The following is a 19,265-nucleotide window of genomic DNA, read 5'->3' on the forward strand; positions in this document are numbered from 1 at the left end:
TCCGTCTTCAGACCGCGGGGACGCCAGCGCCCCCGCTCTGTTGTTGCTACAGCCGGGGTTGCCGCGGCCATGGCCGCCGCAACCATTTCGATGGCCTATTTCCCCGAAGCCGCGTCAAGCGCGGCCACCTGGCGCTTGAGCAGCGGCGCGAGATAGCGGCCCGTGAAGCTCGCCTTGGCCTTCGCGACCTGCTCGGGCGTGCCCTGGGCCACGATCTGGCCGCCGCCCGCACCGCCTTCGGGGCCCATGTCCACGATCCAGTCGGCGGTTTTGATGACATCGAGATTATGCTCGATGATCACCACTGTATTGCCCTGGTCGCGAAGCCGGTGGATCACTTCCAGCAGTAGTGCGATGTCGTGGAAATGCAGGCCCGTGGTCGGCTCGTCGAGTATATACAGCGTGCGGCCCGTATCGCGCTTCGAGAGCTCCAGCGACAGCTTCACGCGCTGCGCCTCGCCGCCCGACAGCGTGGTGGCCGACTGGCCGAGACGGATATAGCCAAGGCCCACGTCGAGCAGCGTCTTGAGCTTGCGCGCCACGACCGGCACGGCCTTGAAGAACTCATAGGCCGCCTCGACCGTCATGTCGAGCACTTCGCTGATGTTCCGGCCCTTGTACTGGATCTCCAGCGTCTCGCGGTTGTAGCGCTTGCCGTGGCAGACGTCGCAGGGCACGTAGACATCGGGCAGGAAGTGCATTTCCACCTTCAGCACGCCGTCGCCCTGGCAGCTTTCGCAGCGGCCGCCCTTCACGTTGAACGAGAAGCGGCCTGATTCGTAGCCGCGTTCCTTGGCCGCCGGCACGCCCGCGAACAACTCGCGGATGGGCGTGAAAAGTCCCGTGTAGGTGGCCGGATTCGAGCGCGGCGTGCGGCCGATCGGCGACTGGTCGACGTTGATGACCTTGTCGAAATGCTCGAGCCCCTCGATGGCCTCGAACGGCGCGGGCTGCGCCGACGACCCGTACAAATGCTGCGACACCGCGTGATAGAGCGTGTCGTTGATCAGCGTGGACTTGCCCGAGCCCGAGACGCCCGTCACGCAGGTGAGCAGGCCCACCGGCAGGTCGAGCGTCACGCGCTTGAGGTTGTTGCCGTAGGCTTCGACGATGCGCAGGCGCCGCTCGCCGGGTTCGATGCGTTCGTCCGGATAATCGATGCGGCGCGCGCCCGAGAGGTACTGGCCGGTCATCGAGGCCGGGTCGTTCTCCACCTCCTTCGGCGTGCCTTCGGCGATCACCATGCCGCCGTGCTCGCCGGCGCCCGGGCCCATGTCCACGACATAGTCGGCCATGCGGATCATGTCCTCGTCGTGCTCGACGACGATCACCGAATTGCCCAGGTCGCGCAGATGCTTGAGCGTGGAGATGAGACGGTCGTTGTCGCGCTGATGCAGTCCGATGGACGGCTCGTCGAGCACGTACATCACGCCGGTGAGGCCCGAGCCGATCTGCGAGGCGAGGCGGATGCGCTGCGCCTCGCCGCCCGAGAGCGTTTCCGCGCTGCGCTCGAGCGAGAGATAGTCGAGGCCCACGTTATTCAGGAACATCAGGCGCGCGACGATCTCCTTGACGACTTTGTCCGCGATCTCGCGCTTGGCGCCTTCGAGGCGCAGCGTCTGGAAGTAGCCGAGCGTGTCGCGCAGCGGCCAGCCGCTCACCTCGTAGATCGCGCGCGCGTCCTCATTCGAACCGATCCGCACGAAACGCGCCTCGCGGCGCAGGCGCGTGCCTTCGCAGTGCGGGCAGGCCTGGTTGTTCTGGTATTTCGCCAGTTCCTCGCGCACCGCGGACGAATCGGTCTCGCGGTAGCGGCGCTCCAGGTTCGGGATGATCCCTTCGAATACATGCTCGCGCACCGAGGTGCGGCCGCGCTCGTTGATGTATGAGAACGGGATTTCCTGCTTGCCCGAGCCGTAGAGCAGGACCTTGCGCACCTTTTCGGGCAGGTCCTCGAACGCGGCGTCGATGTCGAAATCGTAGAACACCGCGAGGCTTTGCAGCATCTGGAAGTAGAACTGGTTGCGCCGGTCCCAGCCCTTCACCGCGCCCGCGGCGAGCGAGAGCGACGGATGCGCGACCACGCGCTTCGGATCGAAGAACGTGATCTGGCCGAGGCCGTCGCATTCGGGGCAAGCGCCCATCGGGTTGTTGAACGAGAAGAGGCGCGGCTCCAGTTCCGGCAGCGAATACGAGCAGATCGGACAGGCGAACTTCGAGCTGAACAGGTGCTCGCGGTGAGTGTCCATTTCGAGCGCGATGGCGCGGCCGTCGGCGAGGCGCAGCGCCGTTTCGAACGACTCCGCCAGACGCTGCTTCATGTCGGGGCGCACCTTCAGGCGGTCGACCACCACGTCGATGGTGTGGCGCTCGCTCTTCTTGAGCTTGGGCAGCGACTCGACTTCATAGATCTTCGCCTCGCCCTCATTGGCGGTGCCGCCGCCCGAGCGCACGCGAAAGCGCACGAAGCCCTGCGCCTGCATGTCGTCGAAGAGCTCGGCGTGCTCGCCCTTGCGGTCGGCGACCACGGGCGCGAGGATCATCAGCTTGGTCTCTTCGGGCAGCGCGAGCGCGGCGTCCACCATCTGCGAGACGCTTTGCGCCTCAAGCGGAATCTCGTGGTCGGGGCAGTAGGGCGTGCCCACGCGCGCGTAGAGCAGGCGCAGGTAGTCGTGAATCTCGGTGACCGTGCCCACCGTCGAGCGCGGGTTGTGCGAGGTGGCCTTCTGCTCGATGGAAATCGCCGGCGACAGGCCCTCGATCAGGTCGACGTCGGGCTTCTCCATCAGTTGCAGGAACTGGCGCGCGTAGGCCGAAAGGCTTTCTACGTAGCGCCGCTGGCCTTCCGCGTAAAGCGTGTCGAACGCCAGCGACGACTTGCCCGAGCCCGAAAGCCCGGTGATCACCACGAGCTTGTGGCGCGGCAGGTCCAGATTGACGTTCTTCAGGTTGTGGGTTCGGGCCCCACGGATACGGATGTGTTCCATGAACCTGCGGGAGAAAGGGAGGCTAAACCTGCTACTATAACGACTTTTCCAGACCGCCGTTACGGCTTGCTGAAGGTCTTTGAAAGGTCCCGGATGGCCATAGCAAGGCTGCGCATGGGGCGCGAAAGAAGATCGACAGGAAGCAGCCGGGGATCGTTTCAGGCGTGGGGCCAGCGTAAGCGCAGAAGCGCGAATTCTGGCCGACATGGGGGCTGCCCGCATCGCTGTCGTCCCTGCAAGGCCGCCACCGCCGCAATGACAACGCCGCGAAGCTCGCCCGATGCCCGCTTCGCCTGCCCCAAGGCCAGAAAACGCGCGCGCAGCGGCGGCCCAATCAGAAAACGCTCCGATGTCCTCCAATTCACCCGCTACTTCTTCACGCATGAGCGCGCCGGAAATGCGCGCGACCGTGTCGCTCGCCGCGATCTTCGCGTTGCGCATGCTCGGCCTCTTCATGATCATGCCGGTGTTTTCGGTCTACGCGAAAACCATTCCCGGCGGCGACAACGTGCTGCTCGTCGGCATTGCGCTCGGGGCCTACGGTGTCACGCAATCGCTCCTGTATATCTTTTATGGCTGGCTTTCGGACAAGATGGGCCGTAAGCCGGTGATCGTCATCGGCCTCGTGATTTTTGCCCTCGGCAGCTTCGTGGCGGCTTTCGCGCACGACATCACGTGGATCATCGTCGGGCGGGTGATTCAGGGCATGGGGGCGATTTCCTCGGCGGTGCTCGCGTTCATCGCCGACCTCACTTCCGAGGAGCACCGCACCAAGGCCATGGCGATGGTGGGCGGCTCGATCGGCATGTCCTTCGCGGTGGCGATCGTGGGCGCGCCCATCGTGTTCCACTGGGTCGGCATGAGCGGCCTGTTCGCCCTCGTGGGCGTGTTCTCGATTCTCGCCGTGGGCGTCGTGCTGTGGATCGTGCCCGATGCGCCCAAACCCGTGCATGTGCGCGCGCCGTTCGCCGAAGTCCTGCACAACGTGGAACTGCTGCGCCTGAACTTCGGCGTGCTCGTGCTGCATGCCACGCAGACCGCGCTTTTTCTCGTCGTGCCGCGCCTGCTCGTGGACGCGGGCCTGCCTGTGGCGTCACACTGGAAGATTTATCTGCCGGTGATGGGCGTCTCGTTCGTCCTGATGGTGCCCGCCATCATCGCCGCGGAAAAGCGGGGCAAGATGAAGGCTGTGCTGTGCTCGGCCATTGGGCTTATCCTGATCGGCCAGCTTCTGCTCGGCTCGCTTGCGCATACCATAGCAATCGTGGCGACCGTGCTGTTCGTGTACTTTCTCGGGTTCAATATTCTCGAAGCCTCGCAGCCCTCGCTGGTGTCCAAGCTCGCACCGGGCAACCGCAAGGGCGCGGCCACGGGCGTCTATAACACCACCCAGTCGATCGGGCTCGCGCTCGGCGGCGTGGTGGGCGGCTGGCTGCTCAAGCACGGCAGCGCGAGCGCGGTGTTCTACACGTGCTCGGGGCTCGTGTTCTGCTGGCTTATAATCGCGGCCTATATGAAAGTGCCGCTGAAGGCGCCGACCAAGCGCGCCTGATGGGCCGGGGCCACGGTCGTGCCCGCCTATGCTTTGAAGCGAACCCGGCGTTGGCAGCAACAATTTTCGCGAAAGGCGGTCCGCGCGCGGTGCATCGCAATCTCAAGCCGATGCGCGAAAACGCGTGGCCGCTCCTCGCAACGGAATCAACAGGAGAAACTCATGGCATCCGTGAACAAGGTGATCCTCGTCGGCAACCTCGGCGCCGAACCGGAAGTGCGCTATCTGCCCAGCGGCGACGCTGTGGCGAACATCCGCCTCGCGACCACCGACCGCTACAAGGACAAAGCGTCCGGCGAGTTCAAGGAAATGACCGAATGGCACCGCGTGGCGTTCTTCGGCCGTCTGGCCGAGATCGTTTCCGAATACCTGAAGAAGGGTTCGTCGGTGTATATCGAAGGCCGTATTCGCACGCGCAAGTGGCAAGCGCAGGACGGCACCGACCGCTATTCGACGGAAATCGTCGCTGACCAGATGCAGATGCTGGGCGGCCGCAGCAGCGGCGGCGGCTCGTCGGGCGGCGACATGGGCGACGACGGCGGCTATAGCCGCGAGCAGTCGGCTCCGCGCGGCGGTGGCCGCGCAGCGGGTGGTGGCGCGCCGCGCGCGAGCGGCGGTGGCGCTGGCGGCGGCGGCCGTTCGAGCGCGCCCGCTGGCGGCGGCTTCGACGAGATGGACGACGATATTCCGTTCTAAGGTCCGATAGCCCGACGCTGTAAAGATCAACCCCCGCCTTCGTGCGGGGGTTTTTATTTGCGGTGTGCGTGCAGGCGGGGGCCGGCGTTGCTGCCTATGCCTGCCGCCCCCGCAACTGCCGTGTCAACAGCCGCTGCAACGCTTGCGCGCTCTCGGGCAACGCCCGCCCGGGCCGCACGAGCAACTGCATCTGCGCGCGTCGCGCTAGCGCGTGTGCGACAGGCAGAGCCGCGAGCTTGCCCTGATCCAGTTCGTTTTGCACCGCAAAAGCGGGTAGCACGGTTACGCCGAGACTGGCGACAACAAAGTTCTGTAACCCGATCAGATGATTGGTCTCGAGCAGCAACTGGAACGTGCAGGCTTCTTCCCGCTCGATTTGCTGCATGATTTTTCGCGTGCCATAAGCGGACCCAGCCAACGCAAAAGCATACGGCAGCAGCGCGTCGACGCAGACTTCCCGCAGGCTGGCCAGCGTATGGCCCGGTGGAACGACGGCGCACATCGGCCGGGTCACGCTGATGGCCTTTTTCACTTGCGCCAGACGCGTATCGAGCGGCGGCCCGTAGGTAATGCCCAGATGAATGGCGTCCTGTTCGAGCCATTGCACGATGTCGTCCATGCCGCCCAGCCGCAGCGATACGGTAAGCGCGGGGTGCCGCTCATGCAGACGATAGAGCGCGTCGCGCATGAGGCCGCCAGCGAGCCCCTGTACCAGGCCGATCTCGACATGGCCGTCGTCGCCGGCTTGCAAGCCGGCCAGGCGGGCGGCCAGGGTTTCTCTCCGTGCGATGTAGCCGGTGTAGTAGTCGAGCAGAAGCTTGCCGGCTTCGGTGGGTTTGATGACGCGCCGGTCAGGCTCCAGCAGGGGCATGCGTGCCGAGTGTTCGAGTTGCGCCAGTTGCCGGCTGACTGACGACGGCGCGACACCGAGATGGTCGGCGGCTTTGCGCACACCCGCGCGATTCACGACCTCGTGAAGGTAGCGAAGTCGGCCAATCGTGATGCCATCCATATTCGGCTGGCCAGAGCAGGATTTCATTGCATACCTCCGAGGCTGTTGTCTTCAACGCAACGAGACCGCGCGGACGATGTTATTGAGGCGCGCCCGGCCGGGAATTAGCCTGAAAGTCCTGTGTCGAGCTTTGGAGTCCATCACGCCATGTCACGCATCGTTTTCCGCAATGCACGGTTGTTCGACAGTGCAGAGGCCACGCTCAAGCCCCATGCGACGGTCGTCGACGCGCATGTCCACGTTACTGCGACCGTGTCCGACTTCTTTCAGCTCACGTTGATTCCACAATCATTGATCACGGCCCAAACGAAGGACGTGCTCGATGCGATGCTTTCGCGTGGCTTCACGACCGTGCGCGATGCGGGCGGCGCCGACAGCGGCCTCGTGCGCGCCGTCGAAAACGGTCATTTCGCCGGGCCGCGCCTGTACATTGCGGGCCGCGCCATTTCGCAGACCGGCGGCCATGGCGACCCGCGTCCGGAGTTTTTCCAGGGAATGCGTTGCGTGTGCTGCGGCGCGCTCGGCCTGCTGGGCCATGTCGCCGATGGCGTTCCCGCCGTGCGGCGCGCCGTGCGCGAGGAAATTCGCAATGGCGCGCACCATATCAAGGTCATGGCTGGCGGGGGGCGCTTCCGCGCCGAATGATCCGCTCGATGGCACGCAGTTCTCCATCGAGGAGATGCGGGCGATCGTCGAGGAGGCGCGGGCCGCGAAGACTTATGTCATGGCGCATGCCTATTCGCCCGAGGCGATTCAGCGCGCGGTGCAGTGCGGGGTGCGCTCGATCGAGCACGGCAATCTGATCGACGAGAACACGGCGCGCATGATGGTGGATCATGACGCTTGTCGCGTGCTCACGCTTTCCACGTATGCGGCCATCACGCGTCGCGGCAAGGCGCTGGGCTGGTCCGACGCCATGCTGCACAAGACGGCCATCGTGACGGATCAGGGCCTCCATGCGCTGAAAATCGCCCAGGACGCCGGCGTCAAAATCGGTCTTGGGACCGACCTGCTGGGCGACATGATGGTCGATCAACTCGAAGAGCTGACCTTGCGCGAACGCGTCATGTCACCAGCGCAGATTCTCAGGAGCGCCACCGCCGTCAACGCCGGGATCATGGGGCTTGCGGGCCAGGTGGGGGAGATCGTGCCCAGCTGCGCACAGCAACTGCGGCGTTTTTGCACACCCAGATGGTTCTATGACAGACCTGTTTTTTTGATCTACATCACGGCAGAACTTTCTCGCCGGAGTGACCATTTAAAAGATGCTTCAAATTTGCATCTTACAAGGCCCTTCATCGCGATCTGACAGTCGATACATCCCATCGACATCGCACCAGCGCCGTCACCCACAAGAAAAGGAGAAAGCCGTGTTTTGCTATCAATGTGAACAGACCGACCGCAGCAACGCAACGCCAGGTTGCGCGTCGGCAAAGGGCAACTGCGGCAAGGACGCCACCACGGCGGACCTGCAAGACCTGCTGATCCACGCGGCCAAGGGCATCGCCCAGTACAACGCGCTCGCGCGCGGCGTCGGCAGCGCCGACCGCGAAGCCGACCGCTTCATCCTCTACGCCATGTTCACGACGCTGACCAATGTGAACTTCAATGCGGCGCGCTTCGTGGGAATGCTGCGCGAAGCCGCACAGCATCGCGACCGCGTGAAGCAGGCCTACGAGACGCAGGCCTCTGCGCAAGGCGTGGCGGTGCAGGAGCCGGCCGGCCCGGCGCGCTGGCAACCTGGCGCGAACATCGCGGAGTTGCAGGCGCAAGCAAGGCTCGTGGGCGTGAATGCGGGGCTCGACACGCTGGGCGCCGACATCGTCGGCCTGCGCGCACTGGTGCTCTACGGCTTGAAGGGCGTTTGCGCCTATGCGCATCACGCCCGCGTGCTCGGCTACGAAAGCGAAGAAGTGTATGCAGGGGTGGAAGCCGCGCTCGAATTCCTCGCGCGCGAGCCCGAGGAGGCCAGCGAACTGCTCGAGCATTCGCTCGCGCTCGGCAGCCTGAACCTCAAGGTGATGGAATTGCTCGACGCCGCCAATACGGGCCGCTTCGGCAACCAGCAGCCCACGGTCGTGCGCATGACGCCGGTGGCGGGCAAGGCGATCCTCGTTTCCGGCCACGATTTGGGCGACCTCGAAGCCTTGCTCGAAGCCACCAGGGATAGCGGCGTGCAGATCTACACGCACGGCGAGATGCTGCCCGCGCACGCCTATCCGAAGCTCAAGGCCTACTCGCACCTCGCCGGCAACTACGGCGGCGCGTGGCAGGACCAGCAGGCGGATTTCGCAAACTTTCCCGGCCCCGTGCTGATGACCTCGAACTGCCTGATCGAGCCGCTGCCGCAATACCGTCAACGCGTCTTCACGACCGGTCCGGTGGGCTGGCCCGGCGTGCGCCATCTCGAACATGGCGCGTATGCGCCGCTCGTGCAGGCGGCGCTCGCCTTGCCCGGCTTTCACGAGACGGCGCCCGAGGAAACCATCACGATCGGCTTTGCTCGCCATACCGTGCTCGGCGTGGCTGACAAGGTAATCGACGCCGTGAAGGCCGGCCAGATCCGCCACTTCTTTTTGATCGGCGGTTGCGACGGCGCAGCGCCCGGCCGCAACTATTACACCGACTTCGCCGAGGCCGCGCCCGACGACACCGTCGTCATGACGCTGGGCTGCAACAAGTACCGCTTCAACCGGCACGCGTTCGGCGACATCGACGGCATTCCGCGTCTGCTCGACCTCGGTCAGTGCAACGATAGCTATTCGGCCATCCGCATTGCCGTCGCGCTTGCAGACGCTTTCGAGTGCGGCGTGAACGACCTGCCGCTCTCGCTCGTGATCTCGTGGTTCGAGCAGAAGGCCGCCGCGGTGCTGCTGACGCTGCTCTCGCTCGGTATTCGCAACATCCGCCTGGGACCGACCTTGCCGGCTTTCCTCACGCCGGGCGTGCTGCAGATCCTCGTCGAGCAGTTCGGGATTCAGCCGATCGGCGACGCGCACGCCGATCTTGCCGCCGCGCTTGAACGCAAGGCAGCGTAAAAACGCATCGGCGCTGAGGCATTCATGAGCTATCGAATCGAAATCACCACGCGCGACGGCCAGGCGTTCGCTTTTGCCTGCGAGCCGGAGCAGGACGTGCTGGCTGCGGCCGCGGCTGCGCAGATCACGCTGCCGTCGCAGTGCCGGCGCGGCAGTTGCGGCGCGTGCCATGCGAGCGTGGCCGAAGGCGACTACACGCTCGGCGCGCACAGTGTCGATGCGCTGCCGCCAGCCGATCCGCGCGCGGTCTTGCTGTGCTGCACGACGCCGCGCAGCGACTTGAGCATTGCCGCGCCCTATGACGGCACGAAGGTACTGTTGCAGCCTGTCGCCGTGCGTGGTGCGCGCATCGCGGCACTGGAGACGCTCGCGGACGATACGCTCCGCCTCGAACTGCGTCTCGAACCCGACGACGCCCACGGCAGCGCCGCCGAGTTCGAAGCGGGGCAATTCGTCGAACTGGAGCTGCCTGAAAGCGGCGTGCGCCGGCCGTTCTCGCTCGCCAACACGAGCAACTGGGATGGGCGGCTCGAGCTGCTGATCCGCCTGCGTCCTGAAGGCGTGTTTTCGTCATACCTGCGCGAGCGTGCCCAGGTGGGCGACGCGCTCACCGTGCATGGGCCGCAGGGCGGCTTCGGCCTCTTTGCGGAAAGCCTGCGCCCGCGCTGGTTCGTGGCGGGCGGCACGGGGCTCGCGCCGGTGCTCTCGATGCTGCGCCGCATGGCCGAGTTTCAGGAAATGAACGACGCGCGGCTGTTCTTCGGCGTGAACCGTGAGAGTGAGCTCTTCATGGCCGAAGAACTCGGGCGGCTGCAGGCGGAGCTTGCGCAATTGCACGTCGAACTATGCGTGCGCGAGGGCGGCTCGGCGTGGCGAGGCTTTCACGGCACGCCGGTCGAGGCGCTGCAAGTGGCGCTCGCATCGGCTGACGAGCCGCCCGATCTTTATGTCTGTGGCCCGCCCGGCATGGTGAGTGCCGCACAGGCAGTGGCGGCAGCGGCAGGCGTGCCTGCCGCGCAATTTGCCAGCGAACGCTTTGCGGTCTGACGCTCGGCCTCGTGTCTTGCCTTGAACCTCGCCCGTGGGCGAGGTTTTTTTTATCATGTCAAATTCGCTGCCCCGCGAGGCGCATTCCGCCGCCTGCTTCCACCTACCCAATGAGCACCGACCATGAGCACACTTCCGATTTCCTTTGATGACGTGGCCGCCGCGCACGAGCGTATCCGCGGCGTCGCGCACCGCACGCCTGTGCTGACCTCGCGCACGGCGAACGCGCTCGCGGAGGCGGAGCTGTTCTTCAAGTGCGAGAACCTCCAGCGCATGGGCGCGTTCAAGTTCCGCGGCGCCTATAACGCCATTGCGCAGTTCACGCCGGAGCAGAAGGCGGGCGGGGTGATCACATTTTCGTCGGGCAATCATGCACAGGCGATCGCGCTCTCGGCGCAGCTGCTGGGCGTGAAGGCCGTGATCGTGATGCCGCAGGACGCGCCTGCGGTGAAGGTGGAGGCAACGCGCGGCTACGGCGGCGAAGTCGTTTTCTACGACCGCTATACCGAGGACCGCGAAGCACTCGGCCAGCGTCTTGCCGCCGAGCGCGGCCTCACGCTCATTCCGCCTTACGACCACCCGCACGTGATGGCGGGGCAGGGCACCGCGGCGAAGGAGCTATTCGAGGACGCGGGCGAGCTCGACGTGCTGCTCACGCCGCTTGGCGGCGGCGGGCTGCTCTCGGGCTGCGCAACGTCGGCGCATGCGCTCGCGCCGCGCTGCACGGTGATCGGCGTCGAGCCCGAGGCGGGCAACGACGGCCAGCGCAGCCTGCAGGCGGGCTCGATCGTCCACATCGACACGCCCAGGACCATTGCCGACGGCGCCCAGACGCAGCATCTGGGCGGCTATACGTTCGCGGTGATCCGCGAGCGCGTGAGCGAGATCGTGACCGTGAGCGACACGGAACTCGTCGAGACGATGAAGTTTTTCGCGAGCCGCATGAAGCTCGTGGTCGAGCCCACGGGTTGCCTCGCGGCGGCTGCGGTCCTGCACCGCAAGGCGGACGTGCGCGGCAAGCGCGTGGGTATCGTGATCTCGGGCGGCAATGTCGATTTGCTGCGCTTCGCGGCACTGACGGGCGCAGCGTCGTGATCGGGCGCCACGTGGCTGCGCGCTAGCCCCGGCGCGCTTGCCGCGCGTGTCCACCATGCGCAGCGAAAGGTCGATGTCGAAAGTATTTTCATCAGCACTGCTTTCGATCACGGCGCTCGGCGATACCGTCACATGACGGCACGGGCGAGGATCGCGCCTTCGGCTATTCCGGTACTGCAATCGGCATTGGGCTGGCCACCCGCTGTCTGGCTTTGGGCATCCGCATGTGCGGCACTGGCGTGGCCCGCATTTGCACGCGCGTCGCGTCCGTCAGATACCGTCAGCACAGCCGTCACGCATTCGCACAAGTCGAAGGGAAAGGCGAAGGTGGAAGCGGCATGTTGACCGTCGCAGCGTGCGGCATACTCCGACATAACGAAAGACGTTCGATGCAATCGAGAATAAGGCTTTAAATTTGATTCGTATAACTGAATCTTTTTTGCGGTTAAAGAAGCTTTGACGTTTCGGAAATCTCTGATTCAGGGAATCTTTAATCGATGTTCAGATGACGGCTCCAGAAAGATTGTGCCTCGCGCAACACAGGCATCGTGAGTCCCGGCTACAAGATCGGGCACACTTGGGCCGATCCGATACCCCTACTACATCGAGAGAGAGCCACCTTGAAACTACGAGTCGTCCTTGCCGACGATCACCCTTTCGTTCTGCTGGGCGTACGCTCCGCGCTCGAAGCAACGGGAGACATACAGGTCGTCGGCGAAGCGTCAGGCCCGGGCGCGCTTTTTCGCACACTCGAATGCGTACCGTGCGACATCGTGCTGACCGATCTCACCATGCCGGGCGATGCCGGCGAGGCCGAAGATGGTTTGCATCTTGTGCGGCGCCTGTGCCGTGACTGGCCACAGTGCCGCATCGTCGTGTTGACCAGCATCACGAACGTCGCCATCCTGCGCGCCGTGATGAACATGGGTGTCACGGCGCTGATCCGCAAGAGCGAGCCCATCGACGAACTCACCGGCGCGGTGCGCGGCGCGGGTAGCGGCCTGCGCTACGTGAGTCCGCCGATCCTCGAAGCGCTCGCCGCTGCAGGAGCGGAACGTGCGGAAAGCACGCGCGCGCCGCGCCTCTCGCCACGCGAGTCTGAGGTGGTCCGTCAGTTCGTCCACGGCCGTACGATCACCGAGATCGCACGGGCGCTGGATCGGGACGTGCGCACCGTGAGCCGCCAGAAGCGCGATGCCATGGCGAAGCTTGGCGTGAACAACGATGCAGGCCTGTTCGCCTTCGTGCGGGCCCACGGACTCCTATGAGCTCGCCGCCAACTACCCAGGCCCGTGTCTGGCCTGCCCACCTGACGTCTGGATTCGGCCGCGAGGGCGGCGTGCGCAGCCTGCAGGAGCTGGCGTTGCCGGACGTAGGCGATCGGGCGTTGCCTGTGCGCGTCATCGTCGCCGACGATCATCCGCTCGTGCTGTTCGCGCTCGACAACCTGATCGCCACGCTGCCGAACGTGCGGATCGTCGCTCGCGCGCAATCGGTGGCGCAACTCTTTCAGGAGGCCGCACGGCATGAGTTCGACCTCGTGCTGATGGATCTCTACATGCCAGGCGAAGGGCGCGAGGAGGGACACGATGCAATCCGCAGCTTCCAGGGCGAGCATGCGGGCAAGCCCGTGGTCGTGCTCACCATGGAAAACGATGCCACGGCGCTGCGCAGCGCGATCGAACTCGATGTCGAGGCAGTGCTCAGCAAGCGCGACCGCATCGACCTGATTCCTGTTGCCATCGCTTCGGCCATGGCGCACGAGCAATACGTCGGTCCCGTGGTGCGCGATCTGCTGGAAAAGGCGTCGCGTGAGCAGCGGCGGGCTCACGTGCATCAAGTGCTGTCGCGGCGGGAGTTCGAAGTGTTCACGCACTACGCCGGTGGGCTCGGCGTCACCGAAATTGCCAGCCTGCTCGGGCGCAGCGTCAAAACCATCAGCGCCCAGAAGTGCGCGGCAATGAAAAAACTCGCGCTCAACAGCGACATCGAGCTGTATCGATTCGCGATCGAGTGCGGTGTCGTCCAGGACGAGACCTCCTGATGAGGGCGCGGCCGCACGCGCCTCATAGCCGCGGTTTCTCAAACGGTTGAGGCGAACCTGACAGGCGCGCATGTTGTCGTTTGTCGGAATTTGTCATGCTGAAGCCCGTCATGTCATCCGATTTTTAAGAGTTGTCCTATCCGGCAATGAGAGTCGTCTGATCATAATTTCCCACTCAACGCGCGAACTGTCGTACAACGCGACTCTCATTCGATTCCGCCTCTGACATCGCTGGCGAGCCGCCGTGCATGCCTGCAAGAGGGTCGCGCGCCGGTTTGCAGGTAGGAGCGGCGAGGCACGGAGGCAAGACAATGAAGCTCGGTAGGCGTTTGGCAGTGGAAGGCGCAGGCACGGCATGGCTCGTGTTCGTGGGCTGTGCGAGCGCCGCGCTCAATGCCAGCGCGCCGGCACAGGGCTGGAACGTCTTCGACATGGCAGCGGCATTTGGTCTTGCGCTTGCCGTCGCGAGCTATGCATCGGGGCGCGCGTCGAGCGCGCATTTCAATCCCGCTGTCACGATCGGCTACACCATTTCGGGTCGCTTTCCCGCCCGTGACGTCGCGCCGTATGTCGCTGCGCAAACCGTCGGCGCGCTCGCGGGTGCGGCGCTGCTCGCCGCCGTCGCGAGCGGCCGGCCGGGCTTCGCCTTCGTGGTCTCGGACTTCGGCAGCAATGGTTACGACGAGCATTCGCCTTCCGAGTACGCATTCGCCGCGGTGTTTGCCGTCGAACTGGTCATGACGTTTGCATTCGTGCTCGTTCATCTTGTCGTGTCGGCATCACCGCAACGCCGCAAGTCGGCGCCCGCCGCGCTGGGCGCGTGTTTCGCGGTCATCTACCTGATTGCCATTCCGGTGAGCAACGGCGGCATCAATCCTGCCCGCTCGACGGGGCCAGCGCTTTTCGTCGGCGACTGGGCGCTCGATCAACTCTGGCTTTTCTGGGCGGCGCCGATGCTGGGCGGCGTGATTGCGGGTATTTGTTACAGGTTGCTGATGCAACGTCGGACAAATCCGGACGCGAGCGCGGGCGGGGCGCTCGGCGACGCTTGAGCGCAGCTGCCCACGCCTCCATGAAAGCGATGTCGCCCGTTCGACTGGTTGTCCGGTGTGTGCTGCCTTTGCCGTCTTTGCCGCCGGTGACCCGCGCGCCGATTGCTGCGCTTGCCCAGATGCTTCGCCTGACGCTGTTCGCGTGCTTCCTGTTTTGCCTCGCGATGTGCGGTCCTGCGCGCGCCGGGCAAGCCGGCGCGGCGCAGTCCGCCGGATCATCGGCCCACACACCGCTCCAGTCGGGCCTGACGGTCGATTTCTCAACCCCGGCGAGCGAGCCGGGTGTTTTTCCCAAGGTGCTCGTCGTCGGCGTCGTCGCGGGAGGCTGGGCGCCGTTCGAGCGGCTCGAAGGCAACACTTTGAGCGGCTTCAGCGCCGACTATCTGCGGCTCGTCGTTGGCTCGCGGGTGAAGCTCGTGCCGCGCGTCTACCCCAATATGACCGCGTTGCTCGCGGGCGCGTGCGCCGCTGAATTCGATGTCGTCTTGAGCCTCGCGCGCAACGTCCAGCGCGAGCGCTGCCTCGCGTTCAGCGTGCCTTATCTGAGCGGTAATGTTGCACTCGTCACGCGCGTGGGCAACGAGGCGATCGCCACCACGCCCAACCGCTTTGCGCGCGCGCGCATCGCCGTCGAGAGCGGCTATGTCCTCGAACCACTGTTGCGCGAGCGCTTTCCGCAAGCGCAAATTCTTGCGTTTGCCGACACGAGCCTGTCCATGCATGCCGTCGCCGAGGGCCGCGCCGACGTCTACGCGGGTTTCGCGCCTGCCGTGCGCTATCAGCTCACCCGCCACAACGACTACCGCGGTTTGCGGGTCGCCTACGAGGAGCGCATCAAGGTGCGCGAGTTGCGCTTCGCGGTGCCGGTCTCGAAGATGGCGTTGCGCGATCGGTTGAACTTGGCCGCAGGCGGTGTGCGGCCAGCCGTGGCGGCTGCGCTGCGGGCGCGCTGGCTCGACAGTGCCGAAGGCGCTGGATTCGGCGCGGAGCGGCATTCGCCGCCGTTCGTCCTCGACGCCGGCGAGCGCGCATGGCTGCGTTCGCTGCCGCCGTTGAGGGTGGGAATCGACACGGACTGGCTGCCGTTTAGCCATGCGAGCCGGCGCGGGGAAGTCACGGGCATGACGAACGACTACCTCAATTATCTGAGCCGCAAGCTGGGCGTGAGTTTTGAGCGCGTGCCGGCGACCAGCTGGCCGGATGCGGACAGCGCGTTCCAGCGTGGCGAATTTGCCATGCTGGCGACCACGGTGGGCGATGGCGGATTGCCCGCTGACACGCTCTATACCCAGGCCTTCGAACGCTATCCGCTCGTGATCGTTGGCCGCCGAGACGAGCCGATGGCGCGCAGCCTGAACGATTACGCCGGTCGCCGGGTGGTGCTGGCGCCGCACGCGCCGGCGGCGCAGGTGCTGTTTGGCGAGGTGCCGCTCATGAGCGCGGTGCGCGCCGACACGCTCGCACAAGGGCTCGCGCTGGTCCAGCGCAACGACGCGGACTTGCTGGTTGGCGACGCCGCGGCACTCGACGGACCGCTCAGCCGCCAGTACCTTGAATCGCTCAAGGTGGTGGGCGCTATCGGCACGGATGGCGCGACGGCCTTCGCGGTGCGCACCGACCTCGCGCCGCTCAAGGCCCTCATCGACCGCGCGCTCGACGCGATGTCGCCCGTCGAGCAGCAGGAGATTCGCAACCGCTGGACGGCGGTGGCCGCCGAGCGCAGCGGCGGGTGGAGCGTCAATGCGCTCAGGCTCTTGCCGCTCCTGATCGCATTCGGCGTGGTGCTGCTCGTGACGCTGCGGGCCTACGTGCTCTTGCAGCGCGAAATGCGCCGCCGCCGCCGCGCCGAGCACGTGCTCGCGAAGCAGGTCGAGTTGCAGGACACCATGATGGAGATGATTCCGTACCCGCTAGGTGTGCGCGACCTCGAAAACCGTTACCTGTCGGTGAATCGCGCATACGAAGAGATGACCGGCGTGCGGCGCGGCGAGGTGCTTGGCCGCACCGGGACCGCGGTGGCGGCGTGGGGCGCGGAAAACAGTCTGCGCGTGGACGATCTCTACAAAAAGACGCTCGAAGAAGGCAAGGGCCAGCGCATCGAGTTCGTATTCGACGGCCCAGGCTGTTCCGGCGCACCCGAAGCCGGCAAACGTCACGGCATCTTCTGGACACGCCTGTGCCGCGACGCACGCAATGCGCCGCTGTGCGTGCTCGGCACGATGATCGACATCACCGAGATTCGCCGCGCCGAGATGCGCGCGCGCGCGTCCGAGCGGCTGCTCTCGGACGTCACGCGCTCGCTGCCCGCGATCGTATTTCAACTGCGGCGCGGCACCGATGGCCGCTACGCATTCCCATACCTCGGCGGCGACACGCAGCGTTTGCTCGGCGACGCCGCCGCGCAACTCATGCGTGCGAGCGCGCTCGATCTCGCGCGGGTGAATCGGCGTGATCGCGCGCGGCTTGCGGCGGCGCTCGAACGATCGGCGCGTTTGCTCACGCCGGTGAACACCGAATTCCGCTTCCACGGTGCGGCGGGATTGCTCTGGGTGCGCGCGGAATTCGTGCCGCGGCGCGGCGAAGACGGCACGGTGGTCTGGAGCGGCTACGCGGTGGACGCGAATGTCGAGCACGCCCGTGCCGACGAACTCGCGCGCGCGCGCGACCTTGCCGAGGCCGCGTCGCGCGCCAAGGATGACTTTCTCGCGATGATGAGCCACGAGATCCGCACGCCCATGAACGGCGTGCTCGGTCTCGTGGAGGTGCTCGAGCGCACGCCGCTCAATCCCGATCAGACGCAGATGGTCCGCATGGTGCACGAGTCGGCGGGCGCGCTTTTGCAGATCCTCGACGACCTGCTCGACTACTCGAAGATCCAGGCCGGGCGCCTCGCGATTGCCTCGGAGCCGTTCGACATGCGCGAGCTCGTCGACAACGCCGTGGGCTTGCTGGCGGGGCGGGCGCACGAGAAGGGACTCAAGATGCGCGTGGACGTCACGGCCAGCGTGGGGGCGCTGCTGCGCGGCGATAGCGTGCGTCTGCGGCAGATTTTGTTCAACCTGCTCAGCAATGCGATCAAGTTCACGCCTCATGGGGAGGTGAGCGTGAGCGTGACGGCGCGCGACGTGGCGAGCACGCGCGGCAAGGCGCGGCGCCAGCGCATCTCGATCACGGTGACCGACACGGGTATCGGCATTGCACCTGAGGCGCAGGCCCAGCTTTTCGAGCCGTTCGTGCAGGCGGAAACCTCCACCACGCGGCGCTTTGGCGGCACCGGACTGGGCTTGACGATCAGTCGCAAGCTCGCGGCCCTGATGGGCGGCACGCTCGAGTTGCGCAGCGAGGTCGGCAAGGGCACCAGTCTCGAACTGCATATCGAATTGCCGCTCGAAGCGCAGGCCGGCCACGCGAACGGCTTGCGCGGCAAGCGCGCGCTCGTGGTGTGTGACGATGCCCGCGTGGCCGGCGCGCTCATGCATTTCGGCGTGTCGCTCGGCATGAAGATGACGCGCATCGAATCAGGCCCGCGCGGCCACGCCGCCATGCGCAAGCTGACGGCCCATGGCGGCGTCGATCTCGTGTTCGTCTCGGAGGCGCTCGCGGGCGTGTTCGACGGGCTGGGCGTGCCGGTCGTCCGTCTGACGGAGAATCCCAAGCCGAGCGGCTACCGGGTGGTGGAGAGCGGTGTGCGGGTGAGCGTCAATCCGCTTTCGTGGCGCGGTTTAGGCGCCGCTTGTGCGATGGCGCTCACCGGTCTGCCCGCGGTCGCTGTGCGGCCCGCGCTGGCGGCGGAAACGGTGCTCGCGGCGCCCGATCGCGAGAAGGAGCGCGCGGCGGGGCGTCTGATTCTCGTCGCCGAGGACCATCCGGTGAATCAGGAGCTGATCCGCCATCAGCTCGCGCTGCTGGGCTTTGCATGCGACGTGGTCGACGACGGTGCGCAGGCGCTCGAGGCGCTGGAGAAGGAGTGCTACGGTTGTTTGATAACCGATTGCCATATGCCGAATGTATCGGGCTATGACCTTGCGCGGCGGATACGCGAGATCGAAGCGGCCGAGGCGCGCAAGAAAGGCAAGGCTGCGGGCGCGACGCCGCGTCTGCCGATTCTCGCCATCACGGCGAACACCGCGCCCGAAAACTTGCGGCTGTGCCGCGAGGCCGGCATGGACGAGTGCCTCATCAAGCCCACGCGTGTCGCGACGCTGCGCGACCAGCTCGCGCGCTGGTTCGGCGCGGAGAACGCGCTGCGTGTCGCGCTGGAGCAAGCCGCGCCGTGTCCGCGCGCCGGCTCCGGAACGCGCGACGATGCCGCCATGTCGGACGAAGCCGGCGAAGCGGGCGTGGCCGAGCCGCTCGATCTCGCGCATATGATCGAGGTGTGGGGCAGCGAGGCGACGGTGAAGACGTTGCTGGGCTCGTTCGTCAGCGCGATGCGCGACGATCTGGATTTGCTGCCGGAGTTGCTGAAGGACATCGACATCGCGCGCCTGCGCGAATGGCATCACCGGCTCGCGGGTGCGGTGGGCGTGCTGCACTATCCTGCACTGCTCGCGGTGCTCGAAACCTGGCGCGCTCACATGAACACGCATACGTCGGAGCAATTGCGCGAGGAAGGGTTCGCGCTCATCCGCACCTGCCACGCGATGCTCGACGGCATCGAGCAGCAGGCTGCGTTGCTCGCCTGAGCGCTCCGCCTGCGCACGGACCGGGCCACGGGCGGAAAGCCGGCGAAAAAAAACGCG

At 65.6% G+C, this 19,265-nt stretch carries 13 protein-coding genes; 11 read left to right on the top strand and 2 right to left on the bottom strand.

Features of this window, described 5'->3' with window-relative positions; translation table 11 throughout:
- Positions 1 to 95: 95 nt before the first annotated feature.
- Positions 96 to 2,987 (bottom strand): excinuclease ABC subunit UvrA, encoded by a 2,892-nt coding sequence (gene uvrA / locus P5W99_RS01880; RefSeq protein ID WP_421022946.1) that lies wholly within the window; start codon positions 2,985 to 2,987, stop codon positions 96 to 98.
- A 349-nt stretch (positions 2,988 to 3,336) separates the two neighbouring features.
- Here uvrA and P5W99_RS01885 point away from each other — a divergent pair, with 349 nt between their 5' ends.
- Positions 3,337 to 4,539 carry an MFS transporter gene (locus P5W99_RS01885; RefSeq protein ID WP_421022947.1) on the top strand — a complete coding sequence of 401 codons (1,203 nt, stop codon included), beginning with the start codon at positions 3,337 to 3,339 and terminating at the stop codon, positions 4,537 to 4,539.
- A gap of 162 nt (positions 4,540 to 4,701) precedes the next feature.
- A complete protein-coding gene (locus P5W99_RS01890; RefSeq protein ID WP_421022948.1) occupies positions 4,702 to 5,235 on the top strand; it encodes a single-stranded DNA-binding protein in 534 nt (177 codons plus the stop codon).
- Positions 5,236 to 5,329: 94 nt separating this feature from the next.
- Here P5W99_RS01890 and P5W99_RS01895 read toward each other — a convergent pair whose 3' ends face one another.
- Positions 5,330 to 6,187 carry a LysR family transcriptional regulator gene (locus tag P5W99_RS01895; protein ID WP_434661609.1) on the bottom strand — a complete coding sequence of 286 codons (858 nt, stop codon included), beginning with the start codon at positions 6,185 to 6,187 and terminating at the stop codon, positions 5,330 to 5,332.
- 207 nt (positions 6,188 to 6,394) lie between these two features.
- Between P5W99_RS01895 and P5W99_RS01900 the strand changes: the two genes are divergently transcribed.
- From P5W99_RS01900 to P5W99_RS01940, 9 genes are all read left to right on the top strand, one after another.
- Positions 6,395 to 6,892, top strand: a complete 498-nt coding sequence (locus P5W99_RS01900) for an amidohydrolase family protein (protein WP_421022950.1) — start codon at positions 6,395 to 6,397, stop codon at positions 6,890 to 6,892.
- A complete protein-coding gene (locus tag P5W99_RS01905; RefSeq protein WP_434661610.1) occupies positions 6,837 to 7,556 on the top strand; it encodes an amidohydrolase family protein in 720 nt (239 codons plus the stop codon). The genes P5W99_RS01900 and P5W99_RS01905 overlap by 56 nt, the downstream gene beginning before the upstream one ends.
- Before the next feature lie 61 nt (positions 7,557 to 7,617).
- Complete coding sequence (hcp, locus tag P5W99_RS01910) at positions 7,618 to 9,285, top strand: hydroxylamine reductase (protein WP_421022952.1); 1,668 nt, start codon at positions 7,618 to 7,620, stop codon at positions 9,283 to 9,285.
- Positions 9,286 to 9,309: 24 nt separating this feature from the next.
- Entirely contained in the window at positions 9,310 to 10,332 is a 1,023-nt protein-coding gene (locus P5W99_RS01915) for a 2Fe-2S iron-sulfur cluster binding domain-containing protein (RefSeq protein ID WP_421073473.1), read from the top strand.
- Between the two features lie 123 nt (positions 10,333 to 10,455).
- Complete coding sequence (locus P5W99_RS01920; protein WP_421022954.1) at positions 10,456 to 11,427, top strand: threo-3-hydroxy-L-aspartate ammonia-lyase; 972 nt, start codon at positions 10,456 to 10,458, stop codon at positions 11,425 to 11,427.
- A 620-nt stretch (positions 11,428 to 12,047) separates the two neighbouring features.
- Positions 12,048 to 12,695 (top strand): response regulator, encoded by a 648-nt coding sequence (locus tag P5W99_RS01925; protein ID WP_421022955.1) that lies wholly within the window; start codon positions 12,048 to 12,050, stop codon positions 12,693 to 12,695.
- A 158-nt stretch (positions 12,696 to 12,853) separates the two neighbouring features.
- Complete coding sequence (locus tag P5W99_RS01930; RefSeq protein ID WP_421025156.1) at positions 12,854 to 13,471, top strand: response regulator; 618 nt, start codon at positions 12,854 to 12,856, stop codon at positions 13,469 to 13,471.
- A 311-nt stretch (positions 13,472 to 13,782) separates the two neighbouring features.
- A complete protein-coding gene (locus tag P5W99_RS01935; RefSeq protein WP_421073474.1) occupies positions 13,783 to 14,523 on the top strand; it encodes an aquaporin in 741 nt (246 codons plus the stop codon).
- A 119-nt stretch (positions 14,524 to 14,642) separates the two neighbouring features.
- A complete protein-coding gene (locus P5W99_RS01940) occupies positions 14,643 to 19,208 on the top strand; it encodes an ATP-binding protein (protein WP_434661612.1) in 4,566 nt (1,521 codons plus the stop codon).
- Positions 19,209 to 19,265: the final 57 nt, after the last annotated feature.

The sequence above is a fragment of the Paraburkholderia sp. A3BS-1L genome, assembly GCF_051125215.1.
Taxonomy (GTDB): domain Bacteria; phylum Pseudomonadota; class Gammaproteobacteria; order Burkholderiales; family Burkholderiaceae; genus Paraburkholderia.